This is a genomic window from Thermococcus sp., from assembly GCF_026991495.1.
GTDB lineage: Archaea > Methanobacteriota_B > Thermococci > Thermococcales > Thermococcaceae > Thermococcus.
This window is the reverse complement of sequence record NZ_JALXBJ010000088.1, coordinates 38,323-64,831: the sequence shown is the minus strand read 5'-3', so window position 1 is coordinate 64,831 and position 26,509 is coordinate 38,323. Positions and strand designations below refer to the sequence as shown.

The 26,509-nt window shown below is 58.5% G+C and carries 28 protein-coding genes and 1 tRNA gene; 18 read left to right on the top strand and 11 right to left on the bottom strand.

The features are described 5' to 3' along the window. Nucleotides 1-40 precede the first annotated feature (40 nt). The gene (locus tag MVB78_RS10720) at nt 41-499 is read left to right on the top strand and encodes a PadR family transcriptional regulator (RefSeq protein ID WP_367271011.1); all 459 of its coding nucleotides are present in this window, start codon (nt 41-43) and stop codon (nt 497-499) included. Nucleotide 500: 1 nt separating this feature from the next. Continuing rightward, the gene (locus MVB78_RS10715) at nt 501-938 is read left to right on the top strand and encodes a ferredoxin family protein (RefSeq protein WP_297491368.1); all 438 of its coding nucleotides are present in this window, start codon (nt 501-503) and stop codon (nt 936-938) included. 21 nt (nt 939-959) lie between these two features. Here MVB78_RS10715 and MVB78_RS10710 read toward each other — a convergent pair whose 3' ends face one another. Beyond that, the gene (locus MVB78_RS10710) at nt 960-2,204 is read right to left on the bottom strand and encodes a phosphoglycerate kinase (protein WP_297491244.1); all 1,245 of its coding nucleotides are present in this window, start codon (nt 2,202-2,204) and stop codon (nt 960-962) included. Between the two features lie 126 nt (nt 2,205-2,330). Here MVB78_RS10710 and MVB78_RS10705 point away from each other — a divergent pair, with 126 nt between their 5' ends. The 3 genes from MVB78_RS10705 (at nt 2,331) to MVB78_RS10695 (ending at nt 8,323) form a co-directional block, all read left to right on the top strand. Continuing rightward, entirely contained in the window at nt 2,331-4,460 is a 2,130-nt protein-coding gene (locus MVB78_RS10705; protein ID WP_297491364.1) for a restriction endonuclease, read from the top strand. An 80-nt stretch (nt 4,461-4,540) separates the two neighbouring features. Then, a complete protein-coding gene (locus MVB78_RS10700) occupies nt 4,541-5,782 on the top strand; it encodes an HD domain-containing protein (protein WP_297491242.1) in 1,242 nt (413 codons plus the stop codon). A 144-nt stretch (nt 5,783-5,926) separates the two neighbouring features. Further along, nucleotides 5,927-8,323 carry a glycosyl hydrolase family 18 protein gene (locus MVB78_RS10695; protein WP_297491239.1) on the top strand — a complete coding sequence of 799 codons (2,397 nt, stop codon included), beginning with the start codon at nt 5,927-5,929 and terminating at the stop codon, nt 8,321-8,323. Here MVB78_RS10695 and MVB78_RS10690 read toward each other — a convergent pair. Continuing rightward, the gene (locus MVB78_RS10690; protein ID WP_297491236.1) at nt 8,301-9,275 is read right to left on the bottom strand and encodes a transcriptional regulator; all 975 of its coding nucleotides are present in this window, start codon (nt 9,273-9,275) and stop codon (nt 8,301-8,303) included. The genes MVB78_RS10695 and MVB78_RS10690 overlap by 23 nt on opposite strands. Nucleotides 9,276-9,320: 45 nt before the next feature. Here MVB78_RS10690 and MVB78_RS10685 point away from each other — a divergent pair, with 45 nt between their 5' ends. The 8 genes from MVB78_RS10685 to MVB78_RS10650 all read left to right on the top strand — a co-directional run bounded on the left by MVB78_RS10685 (nt 9,321) and on the right by MVB78_RS10650 (nt 15,746). Continuing rightward, nucleotides 9,321-9,866: a GNAT family protein gene (locus MVB78_RS10685; RefSeq protein WP_297491234.1), complete on the top strand. Its 546-nt coding sequence runs from the start codon at nt 9,321-9,323 to the stop codon at nt 9,864-9,866. A gap of 89 nt (nt 9,867-9,955) precedes the next feature. Further along, the gene (locus MVB78_RS10680) at nt 9,956-11,092 is read left to right on the top strand and encodes an ATP-NAD kinase family protein (RefSeq protein ID WP_297491233.1); all 1,137 of its coding nucleotides are present in this window, start codon (nt 9,956-9,958) and stop codon (nt 11,090-11,092) included. 43 nt (nt 11,093-11,135) lie between these two features. Then, nucleotides 11,136-12,023: a hypothetical protein gene (locus tag MVB78_RS10675; protein ID WP_297491231.1), complete on the top strand. Its 888-nt coding sequence runs from the start codon at nt 11,136-11,138 to the stop codon at nt 12,021-12,023. 74 nt (nt 12,024-12,097) lie between these two features. After that, on the top strand, nt 12,098-12,844 hold the full coding sequence (gene sufC, locus MVB78_RS10670; protein WP_297491228.1) for a Fe-S cluster assembly ATPase SufC: 747 nt from the start codon (nt 12,098-12,100) through the stop codon (nt 12,842-12,844). After that, nucleotides 12,837-14,177, top strand: a complete 1,341-nt coding sequence (locus MVB78_RS10665; protein ID WP_297491226.1) for a SufD family Fe-S cluster assembly protein — start codon at nt 12,837-12,839, stop codon at nt 14,175-14,177. The genes sufC and MVB78_RS10665 overlap by 8 nt, the downstream gene beginning before the upstream one ends. Before the next feature lie 19 nt (nt 14,178-14,196). Further along, the gene (locus MVB78_RS10660) at nt 14,197-14,802 is read left to right on the top strand and encodes a class I SAM-dependent methyltransferase (RefSeq protein ID WP_297491223.1); all 606 of its coding nucleotides are present in this window, start codon (nt 14,197-14,199) and stop codon (nt 14,800-14,802) included. 63 nt (nt 14,803-14,865) lie between these two features. Next, nucleotides 14,866-15,585, top strand: coding sequence for a cytochrome c biogenesis protein CcdA (locus MVB78_RS10655; RefSeq protein ID WP_297491221.1), 720 nt, complete (start codon nt 14,866-14,868; stop codon nt 15,583-15,585). A 53-nt stretch (nt 15,586-15,638) separates the two neighbouring features. Beyond that, nucleotides 15,639-15,746: transfer RNA gene (locus tag MVB78_RS10650), tRNA-Met, on the top strand. A 1-nt stretch (nt 15,747) separates the two neighbouring features. Here MVB78_RS10650 and MVB78_RS10645 read toward each other — a convergent pair. After that, nucleotides 15,748-16,143: a DUF3783 domain-containing protein gene (locus MVB78_RS10645; protein WP_297491361.1), complete on the bottom strand. Its 396-nt coding sequence runs from the start codon at nt 16,141-16,143 to the stop codon at nt 15,748-15,750. Nucleotides 16,144-16,244: 101 nt separating this feature from the next. Here MVB78_RS10645 and MVB78_RS10640 point away from each other — a divergent pair, with 101 nt between their 5' ends. From MVB78_RS10640 to MVB78_RS10620, 5 genes are all read left to right on the top strand, one after another. After that, nucleotides 16,245-16,865, top strand: coding sequence for a hypothetical protein (locus tag MVB78_RS10640; RefSeq protein ID WP_297491219.1), 621 nt, complete (start codon nt 16,245-16,247; stop codon nt 16,863-16,865). Then, a complete protein-coding gene (locus tag MVB78_RS10635; RefSeq protein ID WP_297491217.1) occupies nt 16,866-17,165 on the top strand; it encodes a DUF2178 domain-containing protein in 300 nt (99 codons plus the stop codon). Nucleotides 17,166-17,174: 9 nt separating this feature from the next. Next, complete coding sequence (locus MVB78_RS10630; protein ID WP_297491214.1) at nt 17,175-17,387, top strand: helix-turn-helix transcriptional regulator; 213 nt, start codon at nt 17,175-17,177, stop codon at nt 17,385-17,387. A gap of 63 nt (nt 17,388-17,450) precedes the next feature. Beyond that, nucleotides 17,451-18,191 carry an ABC transporter ATP-binding protein gene (locus tag MVB78_RS10625; RefSeq protein WP_297491359.1) on the top strand — a complete coding sequence of 247 codons (741 nt, stop codon included), beginning with the start codon at nt 17,451-17,453 and terminating at the stop codon, nt 18,189-18,191. Next, nucleotides 18,188-19,459: an ABC transporter permease gene (locus MVB78_RS10620; protein WP_297491211.1), complete on the top strand. Its 1,272-nt coding sequence runs from the start codon at nt 18,188-18,190 to the stop codon at nt 19,457-19,459. The genes MVB78_RS10625 and MVB78_RS10620 overlap by 4 nt, the downstream gene beginning before the upstream one ends. Here the strand turns inward: MVB78_RS10620 and MVB78_RS10615 are convergent, their stop codons facing one another. The 8 genes from MVB78_RS10615 to MVB78_RS10580 form a co-directional block, all read right to left on the bottom strand. Next, a complete protein-coding gene (locus MVB78_RS10615) occupies nt 19,460-19,873 on the bottom strand; it encodes an RNA-binding domain-containing protein (protein WP_297491210.1) in 414 nt (137 codons plus the stop codon). It abuts the gene before it with no gap. Nucleotides 19,874-19,932: 59 nt separating this feature from the next. After that, nucleotides 19,933-20,799, bottom strand: coding sequence for a DMT family transporter (locus MVB78_RS10610; protein ID WP_297491208.1), 867 nt, complete (start codon nt 20,797-20,799; stop codon nt 19,933-19,935). Nucleotides 20,800-21,097: 298 nt separating this feature from the next. Then, on the bottom strand, nt 21,098-21,823 hold the full coding sequence (locus tag MVB78_RS10605; RefSeq protein WP_297491357.1) for a tRNA-binding protein: 726 nt from the start codon (nt 21,821-21,823) through the stop codon (nt 21,098-21,100). Then, complete coding sequence (locus MVB78_RS10600) at nt 21,771-22,868, bottom strand: tetratricopeptide repeat protein (RefSeq protein ID WP_297491206.1); 1,098 nt, start codon at nt 22,866-22,868, stop codon at nt 21,771-21,773. Before MVB78_RS10600 ends, MVB78_RS10605 begins: the two co-directional genes overlap by 53 nt. Further along, nucleotides 22,834-24,012, bottom strand: a complete 1,179-nt coding sequence (locus tag MVB78_RS10595; protein ID WP_297491203.1) for a tetratricopeptide repeat protein — start codon at nt 24,010-24,012, stop codon at nt 22,834-22,836. Before MVB78_RS10595 ends, MVB78_RS10600 begins: the two co-directional genes overlap by 35 nt. Nucleotides 24,013-24,056: 44 nt before the next feature. Continuing rightward, nucleotides 24,057-24,719, bottom strand: coding sequence for a 16S rRNA methyltransferase (locus MVB78_RS10590; RefSeq protein ID WP_297491201.1), 663 nt, complete (start codon nt 24,717-24,719; stop codon nt 24,057-24,059). Beyond that, nucleotides 24,685-25,785, bottom strand: a complete 1,101-nt coding sequence (locus MVB78_RS10585; RefSeq protein WP_297491343.1) for a saccharopine dehydrogenase C-terminal domain-containing protein — start codon at nt 25,783-25,785, stop codon at nt 24,685-24,687. Before MVB78_RS10585 ends, MVB78_RS10590 begins: the two co-directional genes overlap by 35 nt. Before the next feature lie 38 nt (nt 25,786-25,823). Beyond that, the gene (locus MVB78_RS10580) at nt 25,824-26,480 is read right to left on the bottom strand and encodes an HAD family hydrolase (RefSeq protein WP_297491199.1); all 657 of its coding nucleotides are present in this window, start codon (nt 26,478-26,480) and stop codon (nt 25,824-25,826) included. Nucleotides 26,481-26,509 lie beyond the last annotated feature (29 nt).

The window sequence follows — 26,509 nt, the reverse complement described above, 5'->3', positions numbered from 1 at the left end:
GGCGACCCAAAGGCTTTTAACCGATATGTCGCCCGATATATTGGGTGGTTCGATGGAGAAGCCCAACGTCAGGGGCACGCTCAAGCTCGTCATCCTCGACCTGCTTAGAGAGCCAAACCACGGCTACGGCGTGATGGCCGAGATGGAGAGGCTCTACGGAGTAAAGCTGAGCGCCGGGACGGTTTACCCAATCCTTGCATCGCTCAGGAGGAGCGGACTAATCGAAGTTGCCGGGAAGGGGAAGCGTGAGAGGAAGACCTACGTGATAACGGAGAAGGGGCTCGAATACCTTGAGAGGCACAGGGCTGAGCTTGAAGAGGCCAGGGGGAAGATGAGGGCCTACAAGCTCTTCCTTGAGCTTGGCGGTGAAGAACTCAAGGAGGCCTTCAGGGAGCTCTTCTCAAGGATCGAGGAGCTTGACGATAGCCAGCGGAGGGAGCTTGAGGAGCTCTTCAAGGACTGCGCCAGGCGAATAAAGCTCGTCCTCCTCGGTGAGTGAGATGGAAGTCCCGGACTGGAAGGACTACTACGAAAGAATGAAGGAGGCCTCCCCGCTGGTCATACACTACCCGATATGCGGCGGGGGCGACGAGTGCATTTCAGCGTGTCCTTTCAGCGGGGAAATATGGGAAGTCGTCCCGATGAAGGTGAGCCTCTTCGGGGTTGGATACAGGGTTCGCCTCAGGCCCTTCATGAAGAACCCGGAGGCCTGCAGAAGGTGTTACATCTGCGTTCAGGCCTGTCCGACCGGGGCGCTGAGACCAGCCGAAAGCCCGGTAAGGCATCCCGCTCTGACCTTCATCAAGAGCGCTTTGACGTTGCCCTTCAAGAAGAAGTATGGCCTTAGCTTTGTTTTCCGGAAGGAGCATGTTGAGAGGTTTAAAAGGAACAACTTCGGTGGCGGTAAGATTGAGGGCGGCACCGGGCTTCAGGATTAGGGAGAGCAAGAAAAGAGACGACTACCCGCCGAGTTTCCTGCCAAAGGTCTCGTAACTTATCCTGAAGGCCTCAAGGACTGGAAGCTTTTCACCCGCGAAGAAGCTGAGCATGGCCCCTCCACCAGTGGAGACGTGGCTTATCCCGGTTATGTTGTACCTGTAGATGCTCGCTATGCTGTGCCCCCCTCCGACGACGCTGAAAGCTTTGCTCTCGCCGATCGCCTTAAAGACCCCCACCGTCCCGAGGGCGAACTCCTCCCTCTCAAAGACCCCCATCGGGCCGTTGGCAACTATGGTTCCGGCGTTTAGGAGTATCCCCCGGTACTTCTCGACGGTTCTCGAACCTATGTCGAGGATAGGATATTTATCTAAGAGCTTCTTCTCGTCGCTGAGGAGGTCAATTTCAATCCTCTCACCCCTGTAGTCAACCGCGAAGTCAACGGGGGTTCTTATCATAGGATAGAACTCGTCGAGTATCCTCTCGGCCCAGTCAACGAGCTCAAGGAGGCCCTTTTTAGCCATGAACTCTATGTTCGCGTCGCCGAGGTTGAAGCCCTTCGCAAGGGTGAAGACCTGACCGACGAGACCGCCGGTTAGGATTAAGTCGGCCTTCTCCTTCCTCAGGACGTTCTCGACCACCCTCAGCGAGTCCTCGACCTTCGCTCCTCCGAGGACGTAAACCCTGGGGCTTTCGCCGTGCTCGTAGGCCCTCGTCAAAGCGCTGACCTCCTTCTCCATCAGAAATCCCATCGCCATCGGCTTCAAGCGTGCAAAGCCAACGAGAGAGGGCTGTGAGCGGTGAGACGCCGCGAAGGCGTCGTTGACGACGTAGTCTATGAGGGGCGCGAGTTTCCTCACGAAGAAAGTCCTCTCGCAGTCCTCAAGTGGCTTGTAGAAGACCTCCTCAGCTGAGAAGCGGAGGTTTTCCAGCATTATCGCCTCTCCCGCTTTGAGCGAGCTTATCCTTTCCCTCGCGAGCCTTCCAAAGATGTCCTCGACGTACTCGACTTCCTGACCGAGGAGACCGCTCAGTAACTCCGCGTGCTCCTCGGTGGTTACGTAGTCCCCCTTGTAGGGCCTGCTCTGGTGGGTGGCTATGACGAGCTTCGCGCCGTTGTCGAGGAGGTATTTGATCGTCGGAAGAACCGCCCGGAAGCGGGCGTCGTTGGTTATCCTGCCGTTCTCTACCGGTGAGTTGAGGTCTGCCCTCAGGAAGACGGTTCGGTTGGAGAAGTCGAAGTCGGTGAGCCTGAAGGTGCTTTTCATCCTGTTCCACCCGTAGTTTTTAGAGCAGGGTATGTTAAAAAGAGTTCCGAACACCCGGGGTGATAACCAGGGAAAAGAAAGAGATTTATAGGACGCCGCCGGATTAGTTACAACGTGGTGATTACGATGACGTGGAGCCAAAAGCTCGTGATGGCCGCATCCCGCGACGCTCTCATGGATGGAATCATCGGGCTTCTCAAGGAGATGGGCTTCAGGGACTACGAGAGGGCATCGGGTGCTGATTTTGACCTCGTAGCTATCAGGGTTGACCCAATAGCCGGGCCGGAGAAGCTCATCGTAAAACTCCACATGAGGGGGCTCGCCGGCCCCAAGGACGTTAGCGCCCTCGCCAGGCTCCTGAAGGAGCAGAAAGCCGATAAAGGGCTTTTGATTTCCCCAGCAGGTTTCACGCGTGATGTAGGGCCCCTCGTGAGTGAGAACTACCGGGGGAAGGTGACGGTCTGGGACGGCGAAAAGCTCGCCTCCATCTTCAACAAGTACTCGATAGGGGTCCCGGAGGGGCTCAAAGAGGCCGCCGCGGAAGTTGGAGGGGAGGAAAAGGGGGAGGAGAAGCCGGAGGAGATAGAGCTTGATGCCCCGCTGCTCTTCGATTTCTCAGCCGATGAGCTTATGAAGCGGGTCTCCCGGTACATCGCCTCCAAATACCCCGTGGAGCCCAGGGAGGTTGAGCTTGAATCACTGAAGGTCGAGCTCAGGGAGGCCTACGTGATCTCCTGGAGTATTGATGGGAGCGAGGAGAGGGGCAGGGCAGTTGTTTTCTCCCCCGATGATATCGTTCTGAAGGGGAGTGAGGACGAGAAGCTCTCCCGCGCCGTAAAAAAGGCCCTGATCAAAGACACTTCAAGGGTGAAGGCAACCGGGGTTGAGGTGAAGAGGCCCATCTCCGCGACCGATGCAGTCGTGCTCCTGAAGAACCTCGCCTCAAGAACTTTCTCCGTGAACGAGAACAGGGTGACAATCGTCGAGCTCAGGAAGGTCTACATCCCGGAAAGGGCCCTTCTAAAGCTTAAAATCGGCGACAACGAAGCCGAGGGCGAGGTAGATCTGAAAAAGATGGAGATGAGCGTCGAAGTTGAGCCCCTCCCCGAGGCCTACTTCATGGGGAAGGCAAGGGAGATACTCAAGGAGGAGACGGGGGAGGGGCCGGTTGAGGTGGAGATGGAGAAGGGCCAGAAGAAGATCAAGCTGAGGGGGCGGACGGAGAGGTTCTCCTTCCTGATGGCGTTTAATCCCTACACCGGGAGGCTCCTGGGCGTTCAGACCGAGATGACGGAGGAGGCCCTTGAGGCCCTTCTCAGAGAGGCTTTCCCGACTGGGAAGGTGCTGGGCGTTGATAGGGATAAGAAGACAGCCACGGCTGACGTCCTCGTTGGCGGTGCTGTAAAGGTCGTGAAGGTAGATCTGAGGAACGGAAAAGTGGAAGAGGCCGGCCGCCTTCCCGCCCCGAACATAGCCTTTGTGAGGGCGAGGGAGACGGTTATTCGGAACTTCCCGATATCCGACGTCACGCTGGACTCGTATCGCGTCGTCAACCACAAGTACCTCGAACTCGAACTGACCGGCGAGGACGGCAGGGCGGTTGTTAAGATAGACGGAAAGACCGGGGAAGTCCTCGACTACCTCGTTGAGGTATCCGAGAAGAAGGCGCGGGAGCTCGTTAAGGAGAGGTACCCGGGATATGAGATCGTCTCGATCTCGGAATCGAAGGACGAGTACATCGTAAGCGCCATAGACGAGACCAGTGAGGTTAGGTTGAGGCTGAGCAAGGACGGAAAGACGATTGAGGAGGAGGACAGGATACTGCGGCGTCAGCTTGCGGAGAAGATAGCTGAGGAGAGGGCGAGGGAGATCGACCCTGAGGCGAGGGTCGAGGGGATCGAGCTGAGGAACGACTGGGTCGCAACCTTCATCGGCGTCCGGAAGGTTGGGAAGCTCGTGCTCGCAAGGGGCACCGGGGAGCTCCTGAAGGTGGAGTCGGAGCTGACGGAGAGGGCAATAGAGGAGGAGTACCACAAGAGGCTGAGGGAGAAGTACAACGAGGAGAGCCCGCGTACCGAGAGGCTGACCCATTACAAGGACAGGAACTACGTTCACATAAAGGTCTCCGGGAGGGACAGGCTCTACTACGCGAGGATAGACACGAGAACCGGCGAGGTTCTGAGCGAGGACACCGTCCCCAAGAGGGGCCTGACCGCGAGGATAAGGCAGATGCAGCTCGAGGGCAGGTACAGGTAGTTATCCAATTTTTCCCCGTTTTTTCGTCGGGCTGTGGGGAAGCTTTATATGGCCTTTGACGAAGGTTTTTCGGTGGTACCATGAGCGGAAAGGTGATACACGACACGATCCACGGGAGCATGAAGATAGACGGCGTCATCCTCGACCTCGTTAAGACGCCCGAGTTCCAGAGGCTCAGGAACATAAGGCAGCTCGGCCTCGCCTACCTCGTCTACCCGGGTGCAAATCACACTCGCTTTGAGCACTCCCTCGGGGCGTGGCAGACCGCCAAAAGGCTTGCCTCAGAGCTAGAACTCGGCGACGAGGGGGTTGTCCTGGAGGTGGGCGCCCTCCTGCACGACATAGGGCACGGCCCCTTCAGCCATACCTTCGAGACCATCTACAAGCATTACACGGCGGAACACGATCACATGAGGCTCGGCCAGGAGATAGTACTTGGAAAGACGGACATAACAGACGGAAACGGTGGGGGCAGGATTCCGGAGATCCTGGAGGGGTACGGCATAGAACCCCGGGAAGTTGCGGACCTCATACTCGGGAAGAGCGGGGAGCCCTACCTCGGTCAGGCCCTCCACGGGGACGTTGACGTTGATCAGCTCGACTACCTGAGGAGGGACGCCCACTACACCGGCGTTGCCCACGGCATAATCGACCTTGAGAGGCTCCTGAAGGTTCTGACGATCCACAACGGTGAGCTCGTGGTCGAGGAGAAGGGCATAGAGGCCGTCGAGGGCATGATGGTGGCCAGATCGCTCATGTACTCCCGCGTTTACTTCCACCACACGGTGAAGATAGCCGAGGGCATGCTCACGAGGGCGCTGGAGTTCGCCATGGAGGAGGGGCACCTCTGGGACTTCTGGAAGATGATAGACTGCAGGGTGCTCGTTGAGCTCGAAGACCTCGAGGGGCTTCCCGCTGAGATGGTTAGGCGGATAAAGTACAGGGAGCTTTACAAGGCCGCTGTTTTGGCAGGCGCCGATGAACTCAGCCCGGACGAGAAGAGGGAGCTCCTGACGGCGTACAGAAACGTGAAGAGAAGGCAGGAGATAGAACGCGCCCTGGCGGACGCCGTTGGGGCGCGGGAGGGTGAGGTGATCCTCGATTTCAGCATAGCCGACCTGATGCTCAGCGAGCCCCGGCTTAAGGCGACCGAGATAAATGTCCTCATGGAGGACGGCCGGCTGGAGCCGCTGACGAAGGTCACCCCCCTGGCGAACGCCCTAAAGAGGCGTCAGACCCCCCGCTGGGCCGTTCTCATCGCATCCCCCGAGAGGTACGTGGAGGCAATAAGGGGGAGCTGGAGGAGGGTGCTCTTTGGGTGAGGCCGGTCCCGCTTTGCTTCCCCCTTTTAGGTTTCAAACCTTGCCTCAGATGGCGCCAAAACAGTCCCAAACCGGCCGTCCCACAGGGGAAATGCTTATAAGCCCGCCCACGAGCTTTCAAAAAAGGAAAGACGGGTGGTCGGCTTGCTGATAAAGGAGTGGACCTTTGCTAACGCTTTTATCCTTGCGGTGCTGATAATCAGCCTGTATCCCGGCTTTGGGGGTAACATGGTGGAAGCTAAAGGGACAGGGGGAATTACTTACGTAACGGTGCCGGCGGAGCTTTCGAGGGTTCTCTACGGATTCTGGCCCTACTGGACTTCGAGCTCTTACGCGCCTGACTGGAGGGAAGTGACGCACGTTGCTTTCTTCGACATCCCCGTGAGTTCAGATGGGAGCATAGACACGAGCCACATAGGGGACTATTACTACTCGGTCAGGAACGAGGCCCACTCCCACGGGGCCAGGGTTCTGCTGACGTTCACCTGCTTTGACCACGACACCCAGGACCGCGTTTTGGCCTACCACAAGGTTGCCCTCGTGAGGAACATAGTCTCGGCCGTTGAGGAGTACGGGGCCGACGGCGCGGTTATAGACTTCGAGTTCATAAGGAGCACGAACTCCCTGACCGGAAAGTCCAACTCATACTATGTCGAGTGGTTCTTCAACTACCTTCATGATGAGCTCAAGAAGGTGAACCCAATGTACGAGGTCGCCGTGGCGGTTACGGGGAGCGTGGAGGACGTTTTCAGGAACTCCCGCCTGGCGAGGTACCTCGACTACGTCTTCCTCATGGGCTACGACTATCACTGGGCCGGGGCGCCCAATACTGGCGCCGTCGCCCCCTTCGACGACCCGAACCAGTTCGACGTCCTCGACTCCATCGGCATTCTCCTGAAGTACTACCCGAGGGAAAAGATAGTGCTCGGTGCACCGCTCTACGGCTACGACTGGCCCGCGTCTTCGGCCTCCCCCGGGGCCTCAACCCTCGGTTTGGGGAGCGCCGTCCTGGTCAAGTACGCGGTTCCAAACGCCCAGAAGTACGGCAGGCACTGGGACGGCAGCTCACACAGCCCCTACTACTATTACAAGGGCTCCGACGGTCACTGGCACCAGTGCTGGTACGACGATGATCAGTCCATAGGGATAAAGTTCGACTACGCCAACAGGGCGGGCCTGGCGGGCGGCGGCTTCTGGGCCCTCGGCTACGAGGGCACCTCAGACGTCTGGACCAGTATCTGGGAGACGGTGAACCTGAGTTTAGCGGTTCCAAGGGGTCTGAGGGTAACCGAGGGAGACGACGGCATGGGGTACTCCATAGGCTCCCACTCCGGGTTCTCTCCTGCTGGAACAGGGGAGGTGGACGTCAGGGTGAGCAACCCTGGTGATGAGTCAGAGGGAACGGCCCTCGCGGCACTGCTGCTTCCCGTCGGCGCAGGCGGGAAAGTTAAGGCCTACGGCTGGGGCTTCAGCGATGCAGCCGTACCCGCTGGCTCAACGACGACGGTGCCTGTGAGGGTTAGGGTTCTCGGGAGCATTGGAGCTGGCACCTACAACCTCACCGTTTACAGGCTCTGGGACGGTCTCAACCGCTCGGAAGTCAAGGCCACCCCCGTTGCCTGGACGCTCGTGGACGTCTCCCCGAGGTTCTCCTACTCGATCAGTGTGCCACAGGTTGTTACCGAGGGCTCAAGGTTCGAGGTAAACGTAACTGTCTCAAACACGGGCGACCCCGTCATCCACAACGTAACGGTGACCCTATCCCTCCCTGGGGAGCTCTCCACTGACAACCCGCCGGAGGAGTCCCTCGCCTACCTCGACCCCGCAACGGACCACCTGCTCTACGGGCTCGGTGTCAACCACACCTTCTCCTGGAACGTCACCGCGACGACTCCCGGGCTGGGGGTTATTGAGGTAACTGTTCACACTAATGATGGGGGCTCCGTGACGATCTCCCGCCAGATCTCAGTCCAGCCTAAGAACCCTCCGCGGGTCGTCATAAACGAGATAATGTACTGGCCTTCCCAGGGGGACGACGGCTACGGTGAGTGGGTCGAGCTCTACAACCCCAACGACTTTGAGGTTGACGTCAGCGGCTGGTGGCTGGGGAGCGGGAGCGGGGGCTACACATTCCCCACTGGAACCGTGATCCCAGCAAAGGGCTTTCTCGTCGTTGCCAAGGACTCGGACTGGCTCATCGGCAGGTACTCCACCGAGCCGCGCTTTGACGGCTCCGCGGTATACGGGAACGCATCCTTTATCCTGGACGACGGCGGGGGGAGCGTGAGCCTTAAGAGCGCCGGCGGCGCGGTGGTGGACTCTGTAACGTACAGCCCGTCCTGGGGAGGAAGCGGAGACGGAAAGAGCATCGAGAGAAAGGACCCTGCAGGGGACTCAAACGACCCCTCAAACTGGGCTGAGAGCGCCGTTGACGGGGGCACGCCGACCTATCAGAACAGCGTTGCGGTGCCCTTCTTCGGAGGTCTCTGGATTGTCGGCCTGGCCATCCTCGCGGCCCTCACCCTCTACCGGAGGAGGTGAGCCCTCCCATCTCCCTCAGCCTCTTTTTGAGCTCGCTGATGAGGTTAATGAGCTCGTCAACGTCCCTTATCTCGTCCAAGCTCTCCTTGGGAATCAGCGGAACCTCGCCGACAATTTCGGTCCTCGTCTTCTTGAGTATGAACATCCCGTCGGAGTTGACTATCCTCCCGACCTCGGCCACCATCTCGGCTCTCTTAACCGTTGAGCGCGTTTTCCTCTCGTCTATACCCGTCAGTATGGTGAGGTGGTTCTCCTTTGAGAGGGCGTTGAAGGGCGCCCGCTTAACCTTGACGACGCCGAGGCCGAGGTTCTCAAGCCTCGTGAAGACCTCCTTTTCAAGGGGATTCTCGGGCTTTGAGCTCAGGTCAGCCTCGACCTCCGCCCTGAGGACGTTTATGGGCTCGGCCACAGGTTCGTCGAAGAGCTCCTCCATCCTTATCGCTACGTCGAGCGATACCGCCTGCTCGCCCCTTTCGTAGTTGAGGAGGCTCTTCCTTGAGACGCCGAGCAGGCCCGCGAGCTCGTTCACTGAATAGCCGTGCTTCTCCCTGAGGCTCTTCAGGAGCTCGCCGTTCACGCGGACGTAGAGCCCGCCCCTCTCGGCGAATATCGCGGGGAGCTCCCCTTCGAGGAGAACCCTGGAGAGCGTCCTCGGACTCAGTGTGTAAACCCCGAAGCGCTCGTAGACGACGCCCTCCTCCAGCTCCGCGTTCTTCGTCTTCAGGCCGACTATCATCGGTGTGGCGTTGAAGAGCTTTGCGAGCCTCTTCAGGTCTTCCGCCTGCTCCTCACCCACCGTGTCTACGTTGGTCACGACCTTGACGAAAAGGAGGAATAGGCTTGAGCTCGCGGCGATATCGAAGCAGCCGCCCCTGAGCTCCACGCGGCTCGTCTTAAAGCCCGCCGTACGGAAGATCCTCTCGACGGCCTTCACGAGTTTTTCCCGTTCCATCAATGTTTAAATAGGGAAACGGGCTTTTAAAGTTACGGTGGTGGGATGAGACCTGCGGTTATGGAGGGGCAGAGGGTCTCCCTGGCGGTTCTGCTTAGGGACGACCTGCCGGTGGTGTGGCGGTGGTACAACGACAGGAGGGTGAGGGCATATCTCAGCCGCCCGTATGACGTGCTGTTCTACGAGGACGAGGTCGAGTGGTACGAGAGAATAAGGAGGGAGAGGGAGAGGCACAGGGTCTTCGCGGTCGTCACGAGGGAGCAGAAGAGGCTGGTCGGTGTCGTCGGGCTGCACGACATCGAGCCCACCAGCGGGACGGCGGAGATAGGCTACTTCATAGGCCCTGAGTACTGGAACAGGGGCTACGGGACCGAGGCCGTTTCCTTAGCTGTGGATTACGCCTTCACATGGCTCAATCTTCGAAAGCTCTTCGCCCGCGTTTACGAACCCAACAGGCCTTCCATAGCGATCCTTGAGAGCAACGGCTTCAGGAGGGCCGGGAGGTTGAGGAGGCATCAGTACGTTCCGGGGGAGGGGTTCGTCGATGTCCTGATCTACGAGCGTTTTAGGGACGGCGAGGGCGTTGTGTGATGGTTTTCGCCAGGAAGTACATGGGTGAGGGGAAGGTTTAAGCCCGGTCAGTTTCACTCTTTTTTGGGATAAAGATGGCAGAGGGAAAGGTGAGAGTGGGGTTTATAGTCAATCCCATAGCTGGTATGGGCGGCAGGGTGGCCCTCAAGGGGACGGACGGCGTCGTGGAGGAGGCCATAAAGAGGGGTGCAAGGCCCGTTGCCCCCGACGTGGCGCGCCTCTTCCTGAACGAGCTGAGCCACTTTGAAGAATCAGAGAAAATGCGGTTCCTCACCGGTCCGGGGCCATTGGGGGAGGACTACCTGCGGGAGTTCGGTTTTCCCTTTGAGGTCATCCGGCATAGAAAGATCAGCTACCGCGAGGTGGAGGACCTTAGAATACCCGACACGACATCGGAGGACACAAAGAAACTCGCGGGCAAAATGGCGGAAGAAGTTGACGTATTGGTCTTCGCCGGGGGGGATGGGACGGCCAGGGACGTTTATTCAGTTGTTGACGGGCGCGTTCCAATCCTCGGCGTTCCCACAGGGGTTAAAATGTTCTCCGGAGTGTTCGCCGCGTCCCCTGAGAGTGCCGCTTTGCTCCTCGTTGAGTTCGCCCGCGGAAGGGCAAGGCTTGAGGAGAGGGACGTGATGGACCTCGATGAGGCTGCCTTCAGGCGGGACGAGATAAGGCCGAAGCACTACGGCAGGGCCATCACCCCCGTGGTCGAGCTCCTCGTCCAGGGTGCAAAAGAGGCCCAGAGGGTGGACGAGGGCGAGACCCTTGAGGCCATAGCGGATGCCGTTGCGGAGGAAATACTCGAGGAGGATGGCGTGTACTTCCTCGGCGCCGGTTCTACCGTAAAGCGGATAAAGGACCGTCTCGGCATAGCCGGAACTCTATTGGGCGTGGACGTTGTGGAGGTCGAAAATGGAAAGGCGAGACTCCTCGTCAAGGACGCGGCGGAAAAGGATCTCCTCCGCTTTGTTGACAGGAACCCAAAGATAGTGGTCACCATCATCGGCGGCCTGAACTTCCTCTTCGGCAGGGGCAACCAGCAGTTCTCCGCGGAAGTCCTGAGGAGGATTCCAAAGGAGAACATCGTCGTCGTGGCGGCTCCCTCCAAGGTCGAGAAAGGCCTCATAAGGGTTTATACCGGGGATAAGGAGGTGGATGGGAAGCTCAGGGGCTACATCCGCGTCCGCGTCAGCCCCTGGATGGAGAAGATGGTGAAGGTCGTTTAGAAAGGCCTTTATACCTTCCCTCCCAAACTCCCGTGGTGGTTGGATGAAGTACAGCAGAATAGCCGTCGGGATTTTGAAGAATGAGGAGGAGATCCTCTACGACCCTGTCTACCACGGGAGAACCCTGAAGGTCTTCGGGATGGACGAGTGGCCGGTAAAGTTCATGGAGTACATATCCGGGAAGTACGGCGAGATAGGCTACGAGAGGGTTGTGTTTGACACAACCGGGAAGCTGAGGGTTGGAGAGGTTATAACCGTAGAGGACGGGAAGGAGGCCGGCCTCGACCCGATAAAGATGGCCCTCAAAGGCTACTTCGACCCCTACACCGCCGCGACGGTGATCGAGACCATCTACGGCCTCGACAGGTTCCTGACGGAGAAGCTCTACGCGGACATCTTAAGGGATCGGATTGAGAGCGTTGAGGACGCCCTGAGAAGAAAGGAGAAGTACTCGGAGGTCATTGCTGAAACGTACACGGAGCTGGACGAGGCGCTCTACTCCGGCGATCCCCCTAAGTTAGGCGGCAGCTTCACCCTGAACCTCGGGAAGGTTTACAGCATAACAACCGCCAGCAACGCCTTCCTGATAGTTGCCGCGGCCGTTGAGAAGAGGAGGGAGACCATGGTGGGGGTAAGCGACGCAGGGGTTCTCTCGTACACCGACACCGCCAGCGCAGCGCTTCCCCTCCTGACGAAGCCGATGAGGGCGAGGGTGACCGTTTTAGCGACCCAATACGCCCTCGACAGCGTGATGAAACTCGGAGGGCCGAGCCTGATACTCTACCACGACCCCGACGTTCAGGCTGCCATCTATGAGGCCAATGGAGTCCCCCCTGGCCCCATGAGGAAGCACGTGCACAAGGAGGAGGGGGCCTTCGTATACCGCACCCCCGAGACCGTGGACGTTAGAACCGGCCTCCTCGAATTCTGACTTTTTCCTTTACACATTTATGTCCCGTAATGCTTAAAAGATGTCCCATTAACGTTGCCCACGGAGGTGAGCTAATGCTCAAAGTTGAGAACCTTCACGTTTCGGTTGATGACAAGGAGATCCTGAGGGGTGTTGACCTCTCCGTGGGGCAGGGGGAGTTCCACGTCGTCATGGGTCCCAACGGCTCGGGGAAGTCGACGCTGGCCCTCACCTTGGCAGGCCACCCGCGCTATAAGGTCACAAAAGGCACGCTGCTCTTCGATGGCGAGAGCATACTGAACCTCGGGCCGGATGAGAGGGCAAGGAAGGGCATCCTCTTAGCTTTTCAGGTTCCGCCCGAGGTGGAGGGGGTGAAGATAATCGAGTTCCTCCAGCAGGTTCTCGTCGAGCTTAAGGGAATCGACCCGGCGGAGGCTTACGATGCCATCGTTAAGAAGGCGGGGGAGCTGTGGTTCAAGGAGGATGACCTTCACCGCTACGTCAACGTCGGCTTCTCCGGTGGAGAGAGGAAGAGGCTTGAACTTCTCCAGGCCCTTCTCATAGAACCGAAGCTCCTCATACTCGACGAGCCGGACAGCGGCGTCGACGTTGACTCGCTCAGCATCATAAGCAGGAAGATAGAGGAGCTGAACAGGGCGGGAACCGCCGTGCTCCTCATCACGCACTACGGCAGGATCTTAGAGCACCTCGACCCGGGGACGTTCAGGGTTCACGTCATGAAGGACGGCAGGATAGTGATGGAGCGCGGCGGCGAGTTCGTGAACGAAATAGAGGAGAGGGGATTCCAGGCCATATTCGAGGAGTGTGGTTGCGATGAGTGAGACCATAACCCTTGCCGACGCCAAGGCGGTGATCGAGAACCAGATTGAAGAGCTCGCGAGGAGGAACAGGGAGCCGGAGTGGATGACTAAGATAAGGTACAGGGCCCTTGAAGCCTTTGAGAGGGCACCCCACAACGACCCCGTCATAAGCGAGGAGCAGCTTCTCCACTTCATAGCCAAGCCCGAGGTGGAGGGCATTCCAGAGCACATAGAGAGCCTCGAAGACCTGCCGGCCGAACTGAAGGCCCTCCTCGACAGGCTTGGTATAGAGGAGGTCGAGCAGAAGTACGTCGCTGGTTTAGCCGTTCAGACCGATACGGGGGTCATCTACAACCAGTTCCTCCAGGAGTGGGCGAAGAAGGGGTTAACCGTCCTCCCGACTGAAGAGGCCGTCAGGAGGTACCCGGATCTCGTGAAGGAGCACTTCCTTCGGCTCTTCCGCGTTGACGAGAGCAAGCTTACAGCATACCACACCGCAGTATGGAACGGGGGAATCTTCCTCCACGTCAAAGAAGGGTTGAAGGTTCCCTTCCCCCTTCACCTGTTCTTCCTCATCCAGGAGAGCGCTTTGGCCCAGGCGCCGCACATAATCATAATCGCCGAGCCGAACACGGAGTTTCACCTGATAGAGGGCTGCACAGCCCCGATACTCGTCAGACACTCGCTCCACCTCGACATGACGGAGGCCTACTTCGGCGAGAACGCTAAGGGCCAGCTGACCGTCCTCCAGAACTGGCCGGAATACGTCCACACGAGGCCTATGACGAGGGCTAAAATAGGGAAGAACGCGCGCTTCATAAACACCACCGTCGGGCTGGGGACCGGGAAGAGCAACACCGCCAACCCGAAGTACTGGGTTGATGAAAACGGCTACGTTGAGCTGAACGGAATCCTCCTCGGCCAGAAGGACTGGTACGTCGACCTCGGCGGTGAGATGTACCTCCAGGGTAAAGGCGCAGCCGGGATAAACGCGAGCAAGGCGGTGATAATGGACGAGAGCACCGTCATAACACGCGGCATCATAACGGCTGAAGCGCCGAAGACGAAGGGCCACATAAGCTGCGACGCACTCCTCCTGAGCGATAAGTCGAGGATGGAGACGTATCCGGGGCTGGTGAGCAGGGTTGACGACGCCGAACTGAGCCACGAAGCAGCGATAGGCAAGATACGCGAGGAGGAGCTCTTCTACCTCATGAGCCGCGGCCTGAGCGAGGAGAAGGCAACCCAGCTGATCGTCAAGGGCTTCCTTGAGCCGATGCTCAAGGACATACCGATGGAGTTCCTCGTGGAGATAAGGAAGATAATCGAGTTGGCCGTCAGCGGGGGCATGTGACCCCCTTTCGGTGGTTTTTGTGTATCGAAAGAAGTACAACCGGCTGGCGAGGCACTATGACCTGCTTGAAAGGCCCTTGGACAGATTCTTCGAACCCCTCAGGGAGAGGGCGGTTTCCTTAGCCGAGGGCAGGACGCTGGAGGTCGGCGTCGGGACTGGCAAGACCCTGAGGTACTATCCACGGGGCATCGAACTGTACGCCGTTGACGGCAGCGAGGCCATGCTTGAGGTCGCCCGAGAGAAAGCTAAGAAGCTCGGACTGGAGGTCATTTTCCAGCGTGCTGATGTCGAGAGGCTGCCTTTCCCGGATGGGTTCTTCGACACGGTCGTTTCCTCCTTCACATTCTGCACGGTGCCTGATCCGGAGAGGGGCATGGGGGAGCTCCATCGAGTCCTCAAGCCAGGGGGTAGGGCGGTTTTCCTTGAGCACACGAGGAGCGAGAGCCGGACCATCAACGCCCTCTTCCTCCGCCCCCTCGGTTTGCTCCTCGGTTTCCTTCTAAGCGATAACCCTCTGAGGGACACCCACCGCCTGATAGGAGAGTTCTTTGAGGTGGAAAGGGAGGAGACCTACTACCACGGTATCGTCAGGCTCATAGTCGCTAAAAAACCCTCCGCCACCTAAACCATGGGTTGGCAACCTTTGGATTTAAAAACGGATAAAAGAGCCCCCCGGGAACCGGTTATCATGGGGTCGAGAAAAGCACTGGTCTACCTCACCGTGACGGTTATCATCTCGGTGGGCCTCAGCTCGGTTTTCCTGGCCCTCCTCGGAATGCCCGATTTCATCCCAAAATTCCTCGCCCTCTCGTTGAGCGACTCCATAAACCCCTGCACCTTTGCCGTCTACACGATGCTCCTGATAGCACTTTCGGTTCGCGGACTCGGGGGCAGGGCCTTCTACCTCGTCGGCATCTCCTTCATCTCGGCCGTCTACATCTCCTACTACACCCTCGGCCTCGGTCTGGCCTTTCTCGCTGGAAGGGTCCCGCTGAGGTGGGCGGCCTACTTCGCCATCGCCTTCGGCGCCTACACGGTTCTGACAGGCATATACGAGAGGTCAAGGGTCGGGGGAAAGAGAACCCTGAGGAGGCTGGCCTTTTCAAAGGGAGGGAGTGTAGTTGGGGCCATGCTCCTCGGGTTTTTCGTTTCTACAACCCTGCTCCCCTGTTCGGCTGGCCCGTACATAGTCTACGCGGCGATAATCTCCAGGAGCCCCGGGATGGTTCCGGTTCTCCTGGCGCTCTACAACGCGGTTTTCATTCTCCCCCTCCTTCTGATACTGCTCGCCTTCGGGAGCCTGAGGGAGAGGAAGGATGTTTCGAGGGTCATGGTGCGGCACTCCGGGGAGCTGTCGGTGGTTTCGGGGGTTTTGATAGCGGCTATCGGTTTCTGGCTCCTCCGCTGAACGAAAGGTTTAAAAATGCCCCCAGGGAGGTATAGGTCGAGCGCTCGGGCAGTGCCGGGGTAGCTTAGCCTGGTCAGAGCGCTCGGCTCATAGGGCCGCTTCCCCTCGGGGGAGCCTGAGAAACCGAGAGGTCCGGGGTTCAAAGCCCCGCCCCGGCACCATCTAAACCTCCAAATACGGCCCTTTTCTCTCCGCCGCCTTTCTCTTCATCTCCCTGAAGGCCCTGAAGTACTCGTCCTCTTCGATCCACTCCCTTATGAGGTCGTCGAGCCGCCTGCCCAGCGAAATCGGTGTTGTGGAGACGAAGATCACCCTCCCGAGTTTCATCGGCCTTACCTTCGAGATCACGAACTTTATGGTCTCGTTGTCGCCGTGGATCACGAGGAACTTCCTCTCGTGCCAGTTCCCTCTTCCGAGGGGCTTTTTCTCGATTACCTCCCCGAGAGTCCAGTTAAGGCAGTCCTTCGGGATCTCGTGGACTCCTATCCCAGAGAGGGCTGAGCGGAGCAGTTCAACCTCCTCCCCGCTGAAGCCGATAAGGAACACCTCGCCATTCATCCCGAGCACCCAAGATAGTGGGTTGGGCTCCTTAAAAGCCTCCCCCGAAAACTTTTTAAGCATGTAAAGGAAGCTTTACGTAAAGGAAACTTTACGCGGTGATGGGAATGAAGCGTTGGAAGCGTGAAGTTTTCTTACTCATCCTCCTGTCCGCTGTGACCTATGTTGCATATCTCATATGGCTCTACCGGGCGAGCGGGGGGAGCATGGTCGTGAGCTATGAAATGCCGGAGTGGACGTTCCCGTTTTTAGTTGGAGCGGTAATCTTCGCCATCGCTTTCGGTGGGGGTTTTGCTGGGCTCGCGCTCACGAACCCGGATCTGTCAAAGGAGAAAGCCGGTGTTCTGCAGCTGTTCCTGATATCTCTCCTTCTCGGCGCCGCATCGACTATTATAGCCTTCTGGATGACCGGTTTTCTGTCCATACAGCTGACTCTGGTTCTCTTAACAGTAGCACTCGCCCCTATATTGCTCGTGGCGAGGGCAAAACGTGAAAAGCTCACGCCCAGCGTTCCGGTAACGGATGAGAGGGAGAAACTGATAGACATAAAGAGCAGGGCCCTGGCCGGGGACATCCTGATGACCGCGGTGGTGATACTCATGCTGCTCGCCACCTACGATAAATCCTGGGAACCGGGTCTCCAGGGCCTCTTTTTGGGCCTCCTGGCCCTGTGGGCGGTCTCGTGGCTTGCCGCGAGGGTTTGTCACGGGAGGAGGATGTGAATGAGCTGGACGGCTCTCGTGGCACTCGTTGCTGGCTTTTTTGGAGGTATTCTCGGCTACCTGCTCACAAGGGGAGTTGTGAAGAGCGTAGGTGTCCCCATGGACGAGAGGGGCAACGAGATAGCCAAGCTCGCTGCCGCGAGAACCCTCGAACTAGTCCTTCTGACAGATGTTGTCTTTCTTTACTACTCCATCATTGCGGCAAAAGATGCCCCCTGTACTGAAATTCTCTCCGCTCTGCTGGCCCTGATGATCTTCGGCAATCTAACGTTGAGGGTCTACTATGGGCAAAAAATGTGAGGTGTCATCATGAAAAACAGGCTCCGCGAGCTCAGGGAGGAGAGGGGCTTAACTCAGGAGGAGCTTGCAAAAGCGCTGGGTGTTACCAGACAGACGATAATAGCCATCGAGAAGGGCCGCTACAATCCCTCCCTAAAGCTCGCCTTCAGGATGGCAAGGTTTTTTAACGTCGGGATTGAGGATATCTTCATCTATGAGGGCGAGAACGATGAGGGCCGCTGAGGGGCCCGCCGGCCCGGTTCGTTCTGGCGGTGCTCCGCTGTTTACGGGAGAGGGGTGATGGAAGTGCCGGCGGTCAGGGTCGAGGGGCTTGAGAAGGACTACGGTAAAGTCAGGGCCCTGAAGGGGATAAGCTTCCAGATTGGGGAGGGCGAGATCTTCGGGCTCATCGGGCCGAACGGGGCCGGAAAGAGCACCACTCTCAAGATACTCGCCACGCTTCTGAAGCCGACCGCGGGAAAGGCTGAGGTCTTCGGTCACGATGTGGTCGAGGAGGCCGGGAAAGTTAGGGGGATGATAAGCTACCTGCCGGAGGAGGCCGGGGCCTACAAGAACCTGACGGGGAGGGAATACCTTGAGTTCATGGCGAAGCTCTACGCAAAGGGGGGAAGAAACGCTGACGAGATGCTGGAGCTCGGAGTGGAGCTGAGCGGCCTCGGAGAGAGGCTCGATGACAAGGTCTCGACCTACTCCAAGGGCATGACGAGAAGGCTGCTCTTGGCGAGGGCCCTGATGGTGAAGCCCAAACTGGCCATACTCGACGAGCCCGCAAGCGGCCTCGACATAATAAACGCCTACACGATAAGGAAGACGATAAAGGCCCTATCGGCGAGTGAGGGGGTTACCTTCCTCATATCGAGCCACAACATGCTGGAGGTGGAGTACCTCTGTCACAGGGTCGCCCTCATCAGCGGGGGCAGGATAGTCGAGGCAGGCACGCCGGCGGAGCTGAAGGAGAGGTACGAGGCCGAGAACCTCGAAGAGGTGTTTATGAGGGCGATTGGCTTGGAGGGGGGTCAGAAGTGAGCGATTTCTGGGTTCTCTTTGCCAAGGAGCTCAAAAACCTCCTCAGGGATAAGAAGCTAATCTTCGGGCTCGTGGTAGTGCCCCTCATCATCTACCCCGCCCTGGGGAAGGGGATGGGCATTGGGATAGAGAAGGCGCGGGGGGAGACCCACGTTGCGATAGCCAACTTCGACTCCGGCGACTACGGTTCACTCCTCATAAAGGCCCTGAACAGCTCCCCGAACGTTACTGTAACGTTAGTGGAGGCGGGGGATGTGGCGGCCGCGCTGGAAAGGGCCAGTAACCTGAAGCAGAACGTTCTCGTGGTAATCCCGCCAGGCTTCAGCGAAAGCATAGCCGAGAACAGGAGCGCTATCGTCTACGTCTATGGGATATTCAGCTCCCTGGGCACGGGGATGAAGGAGAGCGTCAGCGAGGGCAGGATAAACGCCATCATCCAGGCCCTGTCGAGGGGTATAGCCGAGATAAAGGTGAGGAAACTGGGCTTCAGCGAGCCCTCCGCCCTGCTCAGCCCCATCCAGGCGAGGAGCCTGTCCTACGTCAGGGGCCGGCTCGTGAACGTCTCCCCCTCAGCTGTGTCCGCTATACTCGCCTCCCAGTCCGTGACCCTTCCGATAGTGGTCTTCCTGATGGTCACACTGACAGCCCAGATAGCGGCCGGGGCAATAGCGAGCGAGAAGGAGAACAAGACCCTTGAGACGCTCCTAACCCTCCCCGTAAAGAGGACGACGATAGTTGCGTCGAAGATAGGCGGAACCGCGGTCATGGGGCTCATAGCAGCCCTGACCTACACCTTTGGGATGAGGAGCTACATCGGCTCCTCCTTCGGGGGCTCGAATGTCAGCCTCGGCGACCTCGGGATAAGGATAACCCCCCAGGGGATCCTCCTCTTCGGGGTGGTGGTATTTCTGACGGTGGCGTTCGCGCTCTCGCTCGCGATGCTTCTGGCCATATTCTCTGAGGACGTCCAGAGCGCCAACACGGTGGTCAGTTCAGTCATACTGCCGCTGGCCTTCCCATCTTTCATCCTGATGTACACCGACCTCTCCTCCCTCCCCAAGGCAGCCGCCTACGCCCTGCTCTCTGACCCCTTCACCCACCCCATTGTGGCGTACCAGTGGATGCTCGCTGGCGAATACGCGAGGATTGCGTGGAGCATAGGTTACCTCTCCGCCGCTGCCCTGGCTCTCCTCTACCTCACCGCGAGGGCGTTCTCAGGCGAGAAGATCCTGACGGCGAAGATGGGTTGGGGGAGGAGAAGGCGGTAGTCACTCTATCGGCACGCCGTCCTTAGTCCTCGGGGCGAGCCACTTCATAAGTCTCTGGGGGTCTTTCGTTTTTATGACGATGGTTATCGGGCCGAGGGGGCATTCTTCATTGAAGTTCACCACCCCAGCATAGGCGGCCTGCTTGTTCACCCTGATTATGATCTCCTCGCCGAAGTAGCCCTCCTCAAGAAAGTCCCTTGCCGTGTCGAGTATCGCCTGCCCCCGGAAGAGCTCGTAGAGCCTCTGCAGGGCTTTTTTACTCCTCGTCTTTCCGGTGAGGAGAACGCGGTCGCCCTTCTCAAAGGCCTCGAACTCAAGCTCTGGGATCAGGTTGAGCATGGCCCTCTTCACCTTCTCCACCTCCTCGGTCGGGTAAACGTAGGCCTCGACCTCAACCTCCTCGAACAGCTCCATCTTTCACACCGCTTTCGCTTGGGCCGAGGGCTTATAAGGGCAGCGGGTGCGGCGTTAGCTCAGCCGCTTGACACTAGGAGTATCCCGACCACCGCTAAGGCCAGGCCTTCAACTATCCGCCTGCCCGGCTTCTCCCTAAGAAAAGCCACTGCGAGGCCCGATGCCAAGATGGGGTTTATCGCCGAGACCGGCGCCGATATCTGGGAGCCAACTTCGGCTGTGGCGTAAACGAAGAGTATCTGGCCTAGGTAGAGCCCGCTAAAAGCCGCTCCGGCAATTATCAGGATCTCCCTCCGGGTCACGCGCATGATCTCCCCGAGGTTGCCCGGGACGAAGACGGAGACCCCCACCGTCGCCGAGAACATCCTGAGCGCCGAGAGGGTCAGGGGGTTGAAGTAGGGGGTGAGCCAGTCCATTATGATTATCCCCATGCTCCACGAAAGGGGGGCGAGAAGAGCGAATATAAACCCCTTAAGATCCGCGTGCTCGGCTTCTTCCGCCCTCTTAACCACCACAACCGCGAGCACGATCAGGCTTGCCCCAAGGTAGACCCTGTAGTCAGCGCTCCTTCCGAGGATGGTGACCGCCCAGACAACCGTCCAGAGGGGGTAGGTGGAGGTTATGGGCACGGTTCTTGAAACGCCCATCCTCTTAAGTGCATGGAAGTAGAAGTAATCCCCTACCACGAACCCGAACTGGGAGGAGAGAAAGGCCATCAGAATCCTCCAGGGGCCGGCGCTGGTAATCCCTCCAAATCCGCCCGTCACCACGAGGGTCACGGCGTAGAAAACTGAGACGGTGTACAGCCGGAGCACGTTGGCTGAGGAGGGGCTTAGGGAGCGCATACCCGCTTTTATGAGTACCGTTGCGAAGGCCCATCCAAACGCCGAGAGGAGGGCCGCACCAATGCCGGCCACGGTGTCCATGGCCCTTGGGATGCAGTTCAGCTTAAAAACTTAGCGTTTCGATGGTCATTGGAACTGGGAACAGGTATATAAGCCGGGAATCCATTCCCTGAACGTGATGACCTCGGCAGTTGCTGACGGCAGGATGATGACGATCTTGAGTGCTGATTGAAAATGGAAGGGGCTATGAGCACGGTGTTGCAGACGCCTGGATGGCAGGGGTGCTCGTGGGGGTTTGGCCTTCATTGCTGCTGAGGTCTCAAAGAAGAACCCAAAAGGGATGGCAACCGGGGCGCTGGCCGGCTTAGGCAGGCAAAAGTCAGCCCTTCAGAAAAGCTTCCACGAGGTTCCTCGCCTCGTTCAGGGCTTCAAGTGGAATGCCCTTCGGGAGCCCGCCGATTTCCCCCTTGACATCCTTTAGAACGCCCTCACCCGCACCCAAGAACATGCCCTCGCTGACTATGCCCCTGAAGCTGACTGGGGGCAGCAGGGCCACCGCCACACGGTTCCCCTCCTTCACGCTCAGGTCGTTGGTGACCACCGTCACGGCCCTGTCGCCGATGTTGACGTTGGTAACGAGGAGCCTGTCGGCGTTGGGGTGCCTTCCGACGCTCATAACTTCGCCGACTTTGATGTCCACCCCTATAACCGGGTCGTTTATCTTGCCCAAGGCGAGCCTCCTATCGAGGCCGAGTATCGTGTTGAGGAAGAACTTTATGCGCGCGACCGCCTCCTCAACCCTCTCCTTCTCGCCCCTATCGGCCAGGCTCAGGAACCTTTCGTGCCAGTCCTCACCCCCTAAGGCCTCCACTATTCCTTTAGCTCTCTCCTTCAGCTCCCTCATCTGGGGCGTCTCGATGAGCTCCTCGGGCCCGATGTAGGAGTAGCGCATGGCCTCTATCTCCGGTATCATCCCCTTGGCGAGCTGAACGGCCCGTTTCTTGTCCCACTTGCCCTTGAACCTTGCGCCCTCCAAGGTCTTTAAAAAGAGCTCAACGCTTTTCTCTGCCACCAGCAACCTGTAGTCCCTGCTCGTATCCCACATGAGCCTCACCGCCAATCTCCTGGAGAACCCTGCTCTTAATGGTTTCGCTGGGTATCCCCATGGCTATCGTCCTGGCTAAGAACTCCTCACCCGACCTGTAGTAGGCAACTGCTATCCTCGCCAAGAGCCCTGAGATCAGCCTTTCGCTGGATATGAGGTTCGCGAGGCGGGAGGCAAGCTGGGGGTAGCCGAGCTTCACGAAGTCCACGGCGATGCTGAAGAGCTCTTCCTCCCCAACGCCGGGGAAGGCCGTTAGCAGGGAGTAGGCGTCCTCGAAAACCTGCCTTCCAGCCTCCGAATGGCCGTTGGCGTAGAGCCAGAAGGAGACCTCTAAGAAGGCCATGCCCCTGAGCTCCTTGGGGAGGTACCTCGCTATAAGAACCGCGTCGTCAACCCTGTTCTCCGCGAGGATCCGGCGGAGGATCCTGACGTCCCCTTCAATAGCGCGCTTTATGAGCTCCGCCTTTCGCTTGGAGATCGAGGAGGACAGGTTTCTTCCAACGTACTCGTAGACCTCCGCGGCGAGATGGAGATGGGCAACCGCCCACTCGGGATCGTCTATTCCCTCCACCCCGCCCGTGATGAGGTCGGCGATCTTGGATAGGAGGGGCATTGTGTTGGTTTCGCCACTCATAAGGGCTTCCACAGCCTTAACGAAGAGATCGTAGGCGTCCTCGTAGAAGCCGGCCCGGAGCAGGTTAAGGGCAACCCCCGAAAGGGCCTCCGCCCTGGAGGATGGAAGGCCTATCCTCTCCGCTGTCTCCATGGCCTCCGAGAACATCTTCACGGCTTTACCCTCTTCTCCCCGCTGGAAGAGGGCTTCAGCTATGAGGGACAGTATTATGGCCTTTTCCTTTCTGTCCCTCGCCAAGTACCTCGCGGACAGGAGTTCGTCCCTCACGATGTTGTAATCCATTCCCCAGGGCACGAGCTTGAAGAGCTCACAGAGCAGCTCGGTACGTATGATCGGGTCATCCTCCTCCCGGAGTACTTTGATGGCCCTCTCAACCTCACCCCTTCTCACGTAGTTCTCGAGGTTCTCCACCAGGATACGCCTCACCCCCCTTGCTCTGATTAGAAGGGGCGCTTATTGGGGCTTCCGGGGGTTCGGTTTTAGAATCACTCCGAGAGCCCATTCCATCTTCAATCCTCTTGATAGTTCTAAGGGCCTTATCCCTAATAAGGATATCGCCTATCCTCCCGGCTATCTCAGTTGCTTCCTCCACGCGCCCCCTCTTGGCCAGCTGGACCGCGATGTTGCCTATGAGCTCCGAGCTCCTCTTTTCGTCCTTGATGAGGCCCGAGAGCACGAGGGCCTCCTCAAACCGCCCTATCCTGAGAAAGCGGTAGGCTGTGGCCTCAAGCTCCCCATCGCTCACAGGGAGCTTTCCGACGAGGATCATTTCCACCCCGTCGTTGAAGACCTCCCTCGCGAGGCCTTCCATCTCGTGAACCACCAGCCAGTAGGCGATCCTAAGCATCGAGACGGCCCTGTCCGGGGACGAGAGAAATCGGGCCATTCTGACTGCGTTCTCTATGTCGCCTTTTTCGAGGAGCTCCCATACGGCCGCTGAACCCCTCCTGAGCACGTCTTCCGCAAGTTTCATCCTGTCGCTCACTTCCCTTCCCTGGAGCTTGAAGCCCGCGGTCAGGTACACATCCCTCGCAAGGGCGTAGAAATCGAGGGCCCTCTCGTTGTTGACCTCTTCCGCCGACTCCTCAACAGTCTTCGCGAGCTTGACGAGGGCCGAGACGACCTCAGAGTACAGGGCCCTGGAAGACTGAACCGCCTCGAAGGCCTCCCTCAGGGCTTCCAGCCCATCGGAGTACCTGCCGGAGAGGGTAAGGTTCCTGCCGATCACCATAAGAACTTCTCCCCTCAACATCGGCGAGGGCATCGAGCCGGCGAGCTCTAATGCGAGCGAGAAGTACCTCTCAGCGTCCCTCTCCTGCTCCAGGGAGTAGAATGCCATGCCGACGTAGGAGGCTGCTATAGCCCTTCCGTAGGGGGAGCGAACCTGGGAAAATGAGTCGAGGAGCGCTGGCGTAAACTCCTCCCGTCGGGACTTTGATACGATCTCAGCAATCATTATCGTGCGCTGAAGGGGGTCGTTGGCCTTCAGGGCCTCGGCAAACGCCCCTCGGTAGTTCCCAAGTTTCAGGAAGTCCCTGAACCTCTTCACGCCCATCTCCAGAGCCATAACGGGCTTATACTACAAAAACGTTTCGGGGATCAGCGCCACAGGACGGCCCCCTCAAAGTTTGCGATGACCTCGTTCACAACGCTCCAGGTCATTAGGGGCTCCCCGTAGATGCTGACCTTTTCGCCGGGTACCTCACCCCTGAAGTCCCCGTGGGGAAATGCCCCCACGATCACCACAGGATTTTCCTCCCTTGAGAGGGCCTCCCCGAGCTCCCGGGGCGTCATAGCCCTTCCACTCTCGTGCATAACGAAAGCTCTCCCCCCTATTCCTTCGACAAGCTCCTTCAGTCCCATTCTCTCTATCCGGAGGAGCTCAAGACCCCTTGGAACCGCCCCCTTGGAGAAGAGGTCCTCGATGAGGCCCACGAAGCGGTTGTAGTTCCTCGGTATCCTCGTCTCCCCTTTGATGTGGATCACCTCATCGTTTCTCGTGTGCACGTACACCCTCAGAAGGCCCTCCCTGTTCGCTATGCTCTCAAGGGCGTTGAGGAGGGACACGTGGACTATGTCGGGCCTGCCCCTTCTGTCCCCCTCCGGAAGGTCTCTGAGGGCTGCTTGGTGGTACGTGCTGTCGAGGAGAACAGACGTGGGTTTTTTGCCTCTCCTTCGGGCGTGCCTCAGCACGGCCGGGTGGCCGGCTATGGTAGGGGGGACGAGCTCAAGCTCCGCCTCCGCCAGTATCAGATGGAGCACCCTCCCACCTCCTCAGCTCCACTCCCCTCTCGGAGAGCTCCCCCTCTATCCTCGTGAAGGTGTCTATCCTCATTCCCAATACCTCGGGCGGGATCACCCCGAAGATGCAGCCCTTCTCCGCGACTATCCGGGCTGTAATGGCCGCAACCGAGCCAGTGAGCCGGGCCATGGAGGTAAGGCCGTCTCTCTCCTCATCGTAGACCGTGTACCCTATCTCGTACGGCCTTCCCTCGAGAGCCCCCCTTCCCCTGACGAGGAGCACCGAGAAGTCGGGGCTGTCGTACTCCATCAGCGGCGATATCGTGTCGAGCGTGCAGTTCAGGTGCTCCCCCTTTAGGAAGCCGAGCTCCCAGAGGACTCTCATCCTTTCTAAGTGCCCGGGCCAGCGCAGCGTCCACTCCTCAAGTTTCTCGGCCCTGACGCTCTCCAGCAGGCTCCGGAGGCCGTCGCTGGGGAACGCCTCGAACTCAAAGCCGAGAACATTCATCCTCCTTATCTCGGAGAGGGGTTCAACGCTCGTGATCTTTCCGTCCCTGATGAGCCTCGCCGGCCTCGTGTACTCCGCGATCAGATCCTCGGGCGACCAGGTGAGCCGATAGTAGAGGGGCGGCCTCGGATCCTTTGGGAGCCCGCCGACCGCGATCTCCCCTTCTTCGAGTGTGTCGAGCTCGTTCCATACCCTGCCCATGAGGATGTGACTCAACCCCGGGGCGAACCCGGCGTCGAATATCACCGTGACCTCGGCTTTCTCCGCTTCATCCCTGAGTTCGAGGGGATCCCTCGGCGTAAATGAGACGTCAACCATGTCAACTCCCGCCCTTATGGCGGCCCTTATCGAGTCGTAGCCGAGCTTCCCGGGGAGGACCCCCACCACGAGGTCAAAGCCCTTCATGGCACTCACGAGCCCGTTAAAGTCCCGCGCGTCAACTCTGAGAGTTTCCACGATGCCGCTGAGACGTTTAAGGGCGCTTTCACTCGCGTCCGCCACGTAAACCTCAAACTCATCCCTCATGTCCAGAGCCACGGCCCTTCCGACGTTCCCGGCCCCGAGTACGAGAACCTTCATCAAAACCACCGAAGCCATTAAGACGCCAGGAATAAAAACTATTCCATGAACTCCCCGAGCCTGTCGTCTATATCGAGGACTTCCCTGATGTTTCGTATCTTGAGGAAGTTGTCCCTCTCGAAGAGGAGCGCGACGTCGTGCTTGTACGGGGAGGCTTTCTGGACGAGGAGGGTGTTGTCGTCGGTTACGTAGGTGAACCTGCTTGGGCTGTCGTCTATCCACACGATGGGCTCGTCCGGGTGGAGATCCCTCACGCTCTCGAACTTCTGGAGCATGTCCCCGGTTCCCTTGAAGGTCACGATGGAGTCGAACTCGTCGTACCAGTTGGTTTTCTTCAGGAATATGACCTTCCCCCCCGGGTAGGTGTGCTCGCCGGAGAAGCTGACCACCAGCCTTCCCCTCTTCCGCAGGGTTCTGACAACCCTCCTCGCGTTCGGGAAGTCCTTTATAAAGGTCGGCATCAGGCGGTAGTACTCGTGTATCGTGCCCTGGGCGACCAGCTCGTGTATCACGCCGAGGTGCCTGTAGGTGAGCTTTCCCTTGATGAAGAGGAAGAGGGCGCGGTAGTACTCGTCGTACAGCTCGCTCTCGATGACCGCCGGTATGGTCCGCTCTATCGCAAGCCGGAGGGCCTTTTCAACCGCCTCGTGGCTGTCCACCAGGGTGCCGTCAAAATCGAACAGGTACACCGTCATTTCCGATTGGATTCTGGCGAGCGCTTATA

What these genes read in the sequence shown, in the direction of transcription:
- MVB78_RS10645 (WP_297491361.1), bottom strand. Translation starts at nt 16,143, where the DNA reads ATGAATGGCGAGGTGTTCCTTATCGGCTTCAGCGGGGAGGAGGTTGAA.
- MVB78_RS10665 (WP_297491226.1), top strand. Translation starts at nt 12,837, where the DNA reads ATGAGTGAGACCATAACCCTTGCCGACGCCAAGGCGGTGATCGAGAAC.
- MVB78_RS10675 (WP_297491231.1), top strand. Translation starts at nt 11,136, where the DNA reads ATGAAGTACAGCAGAATAGCCGTCGGGATTTTGAAGAATGAGGAGGAG.
- MVB78_RS10630 (WP_297491214.1), top strand. Translation starts at nt 17,175, where the DNA reads ATGAAAAACAGGCTCCGCGAGCTCAGGGAGGAGAGGGGCTTAACTCAG.
- MVB78_RS10635 (WP_297491217.1), top strand. Translation starts at nt 16,866, where the DNA reads ATGAGCTGGACGGCTCTCGTGGCACTCGTTGCTGGCTTTTTTGGAGGT.
- MVB78_RS10690 (WP_297491236.1), bottom strand. Translation starts at nt 9,275, where the DNA reads ATGGAACGGGAAAAACTCGTGAAGGCCGTCGAGAGGATCTTCCGTACG.
- MVB78_RS10585 (WP_297491343.1), bottom strand. Translation starts at nt 25,785, where the DNA reads ATGAAGGTTCTCGTACTCGGGGCCGGGAACGTCGGAAGGGCCGTGGCT.
- MVB78_RS10605 (WP_297491357.1), bottom strand. Translation starts at nt 21,823, where the DNA reads ATGTGGGATACGAGCAGGGACTACAGGTTGCTGGTGGCAGAGAAAAGC.
- MVB78_RS10595 (WP_297491203.1), bottom strand. Translation starts at nt 24,012, where the DNA reads ATGGGCGTGAAGAGGTTCAGGGACTTCCTGAAACTTGGGAACTACCGA.
- MVB78_RS10700 (WP_297491242.1), top strand. Translation starts at nt 4,541, where the DNA reads ATGAGCGGAAAGGTGATACACGACACGATCCACGGGAGCATGAAGATA.
- MVB78_RS10685 (WP_297491234.1), top strand. Translation starts at nt 9,321, where the DNA reads ATGAGACCTGCGGTTATGGAGGGGCAGAGGGTCTCCCTGGCGGTTCTG.
- MVB78_RS10580 (WP_297491199.1), bottom strand. Translation starts at nt 26,480, where the DNA reads ATGACGGTGTACCTGTTCGATTTTGACGGCACCCTGGTGGACAGCCAC.
- MVB78_RS10640 (WP_297491219.1), top strand. Translation starts at nt 16,245, where the DNA reads ATGGGAATGAAGCGTTGGAAGCGTGAAGTTTTCTTACTCATCCTCCTG.
- sufC (WP_297491228.1), top strand. Translation starts at nt 12,098, where the DNA reads ATGCTCAAAGTTGAGAACCTTCACGTTTCGGTTGATGACAAGGAGATC.
- MVB78_RS10655 (WP_297491221.1), top strand. Translation starts at nt 14,866, where the DNA reads ATGGGGTCGAGAAAAGCACTGGTCTACCTCACCGTGACGGTTATCATC.
- MVB78_RS10705 (WP_297491364.1), top strand. Translation starts at nt 2,331, where the DNA reads ATGACGTGGAGCCAAAAGCTCGTGATGGCCGCATCCCGCGACGCTCTC.
- MVB78_RS10615 (WP_297491210.1), bottom strand. Translation starts at nt 19,873, where the DNA reads ATGGAGCTGTTCGAGGAGGTTGAGGTCGAGGCCTACGTTTACCCGACC.
- MVB78_RS10710 (WP_297491244.1), bottom strand. Translation starts at nt 2,204, where the DNA reads ATGAAAAGCACCTTCAGGCTCACCGACTTCGACTTCTCCAACCGAACC.
- MVB78_RS10610 (WP_297491208.1), bottom strand. Translation starts at nt 20,799, where the DNA reads ATGGACACCGTGGCCGGCATTGGTGCGGCCCTCCTCTCGGCGTTTGGA.
- MVB78_RS10715 (WP_297491368.1), top strand. Translation starts at nt 501, where the DNA reads ATGGAAGTCCCGGACTGGAAGGACTACTACGAAAGAATGAAGGAGGCC.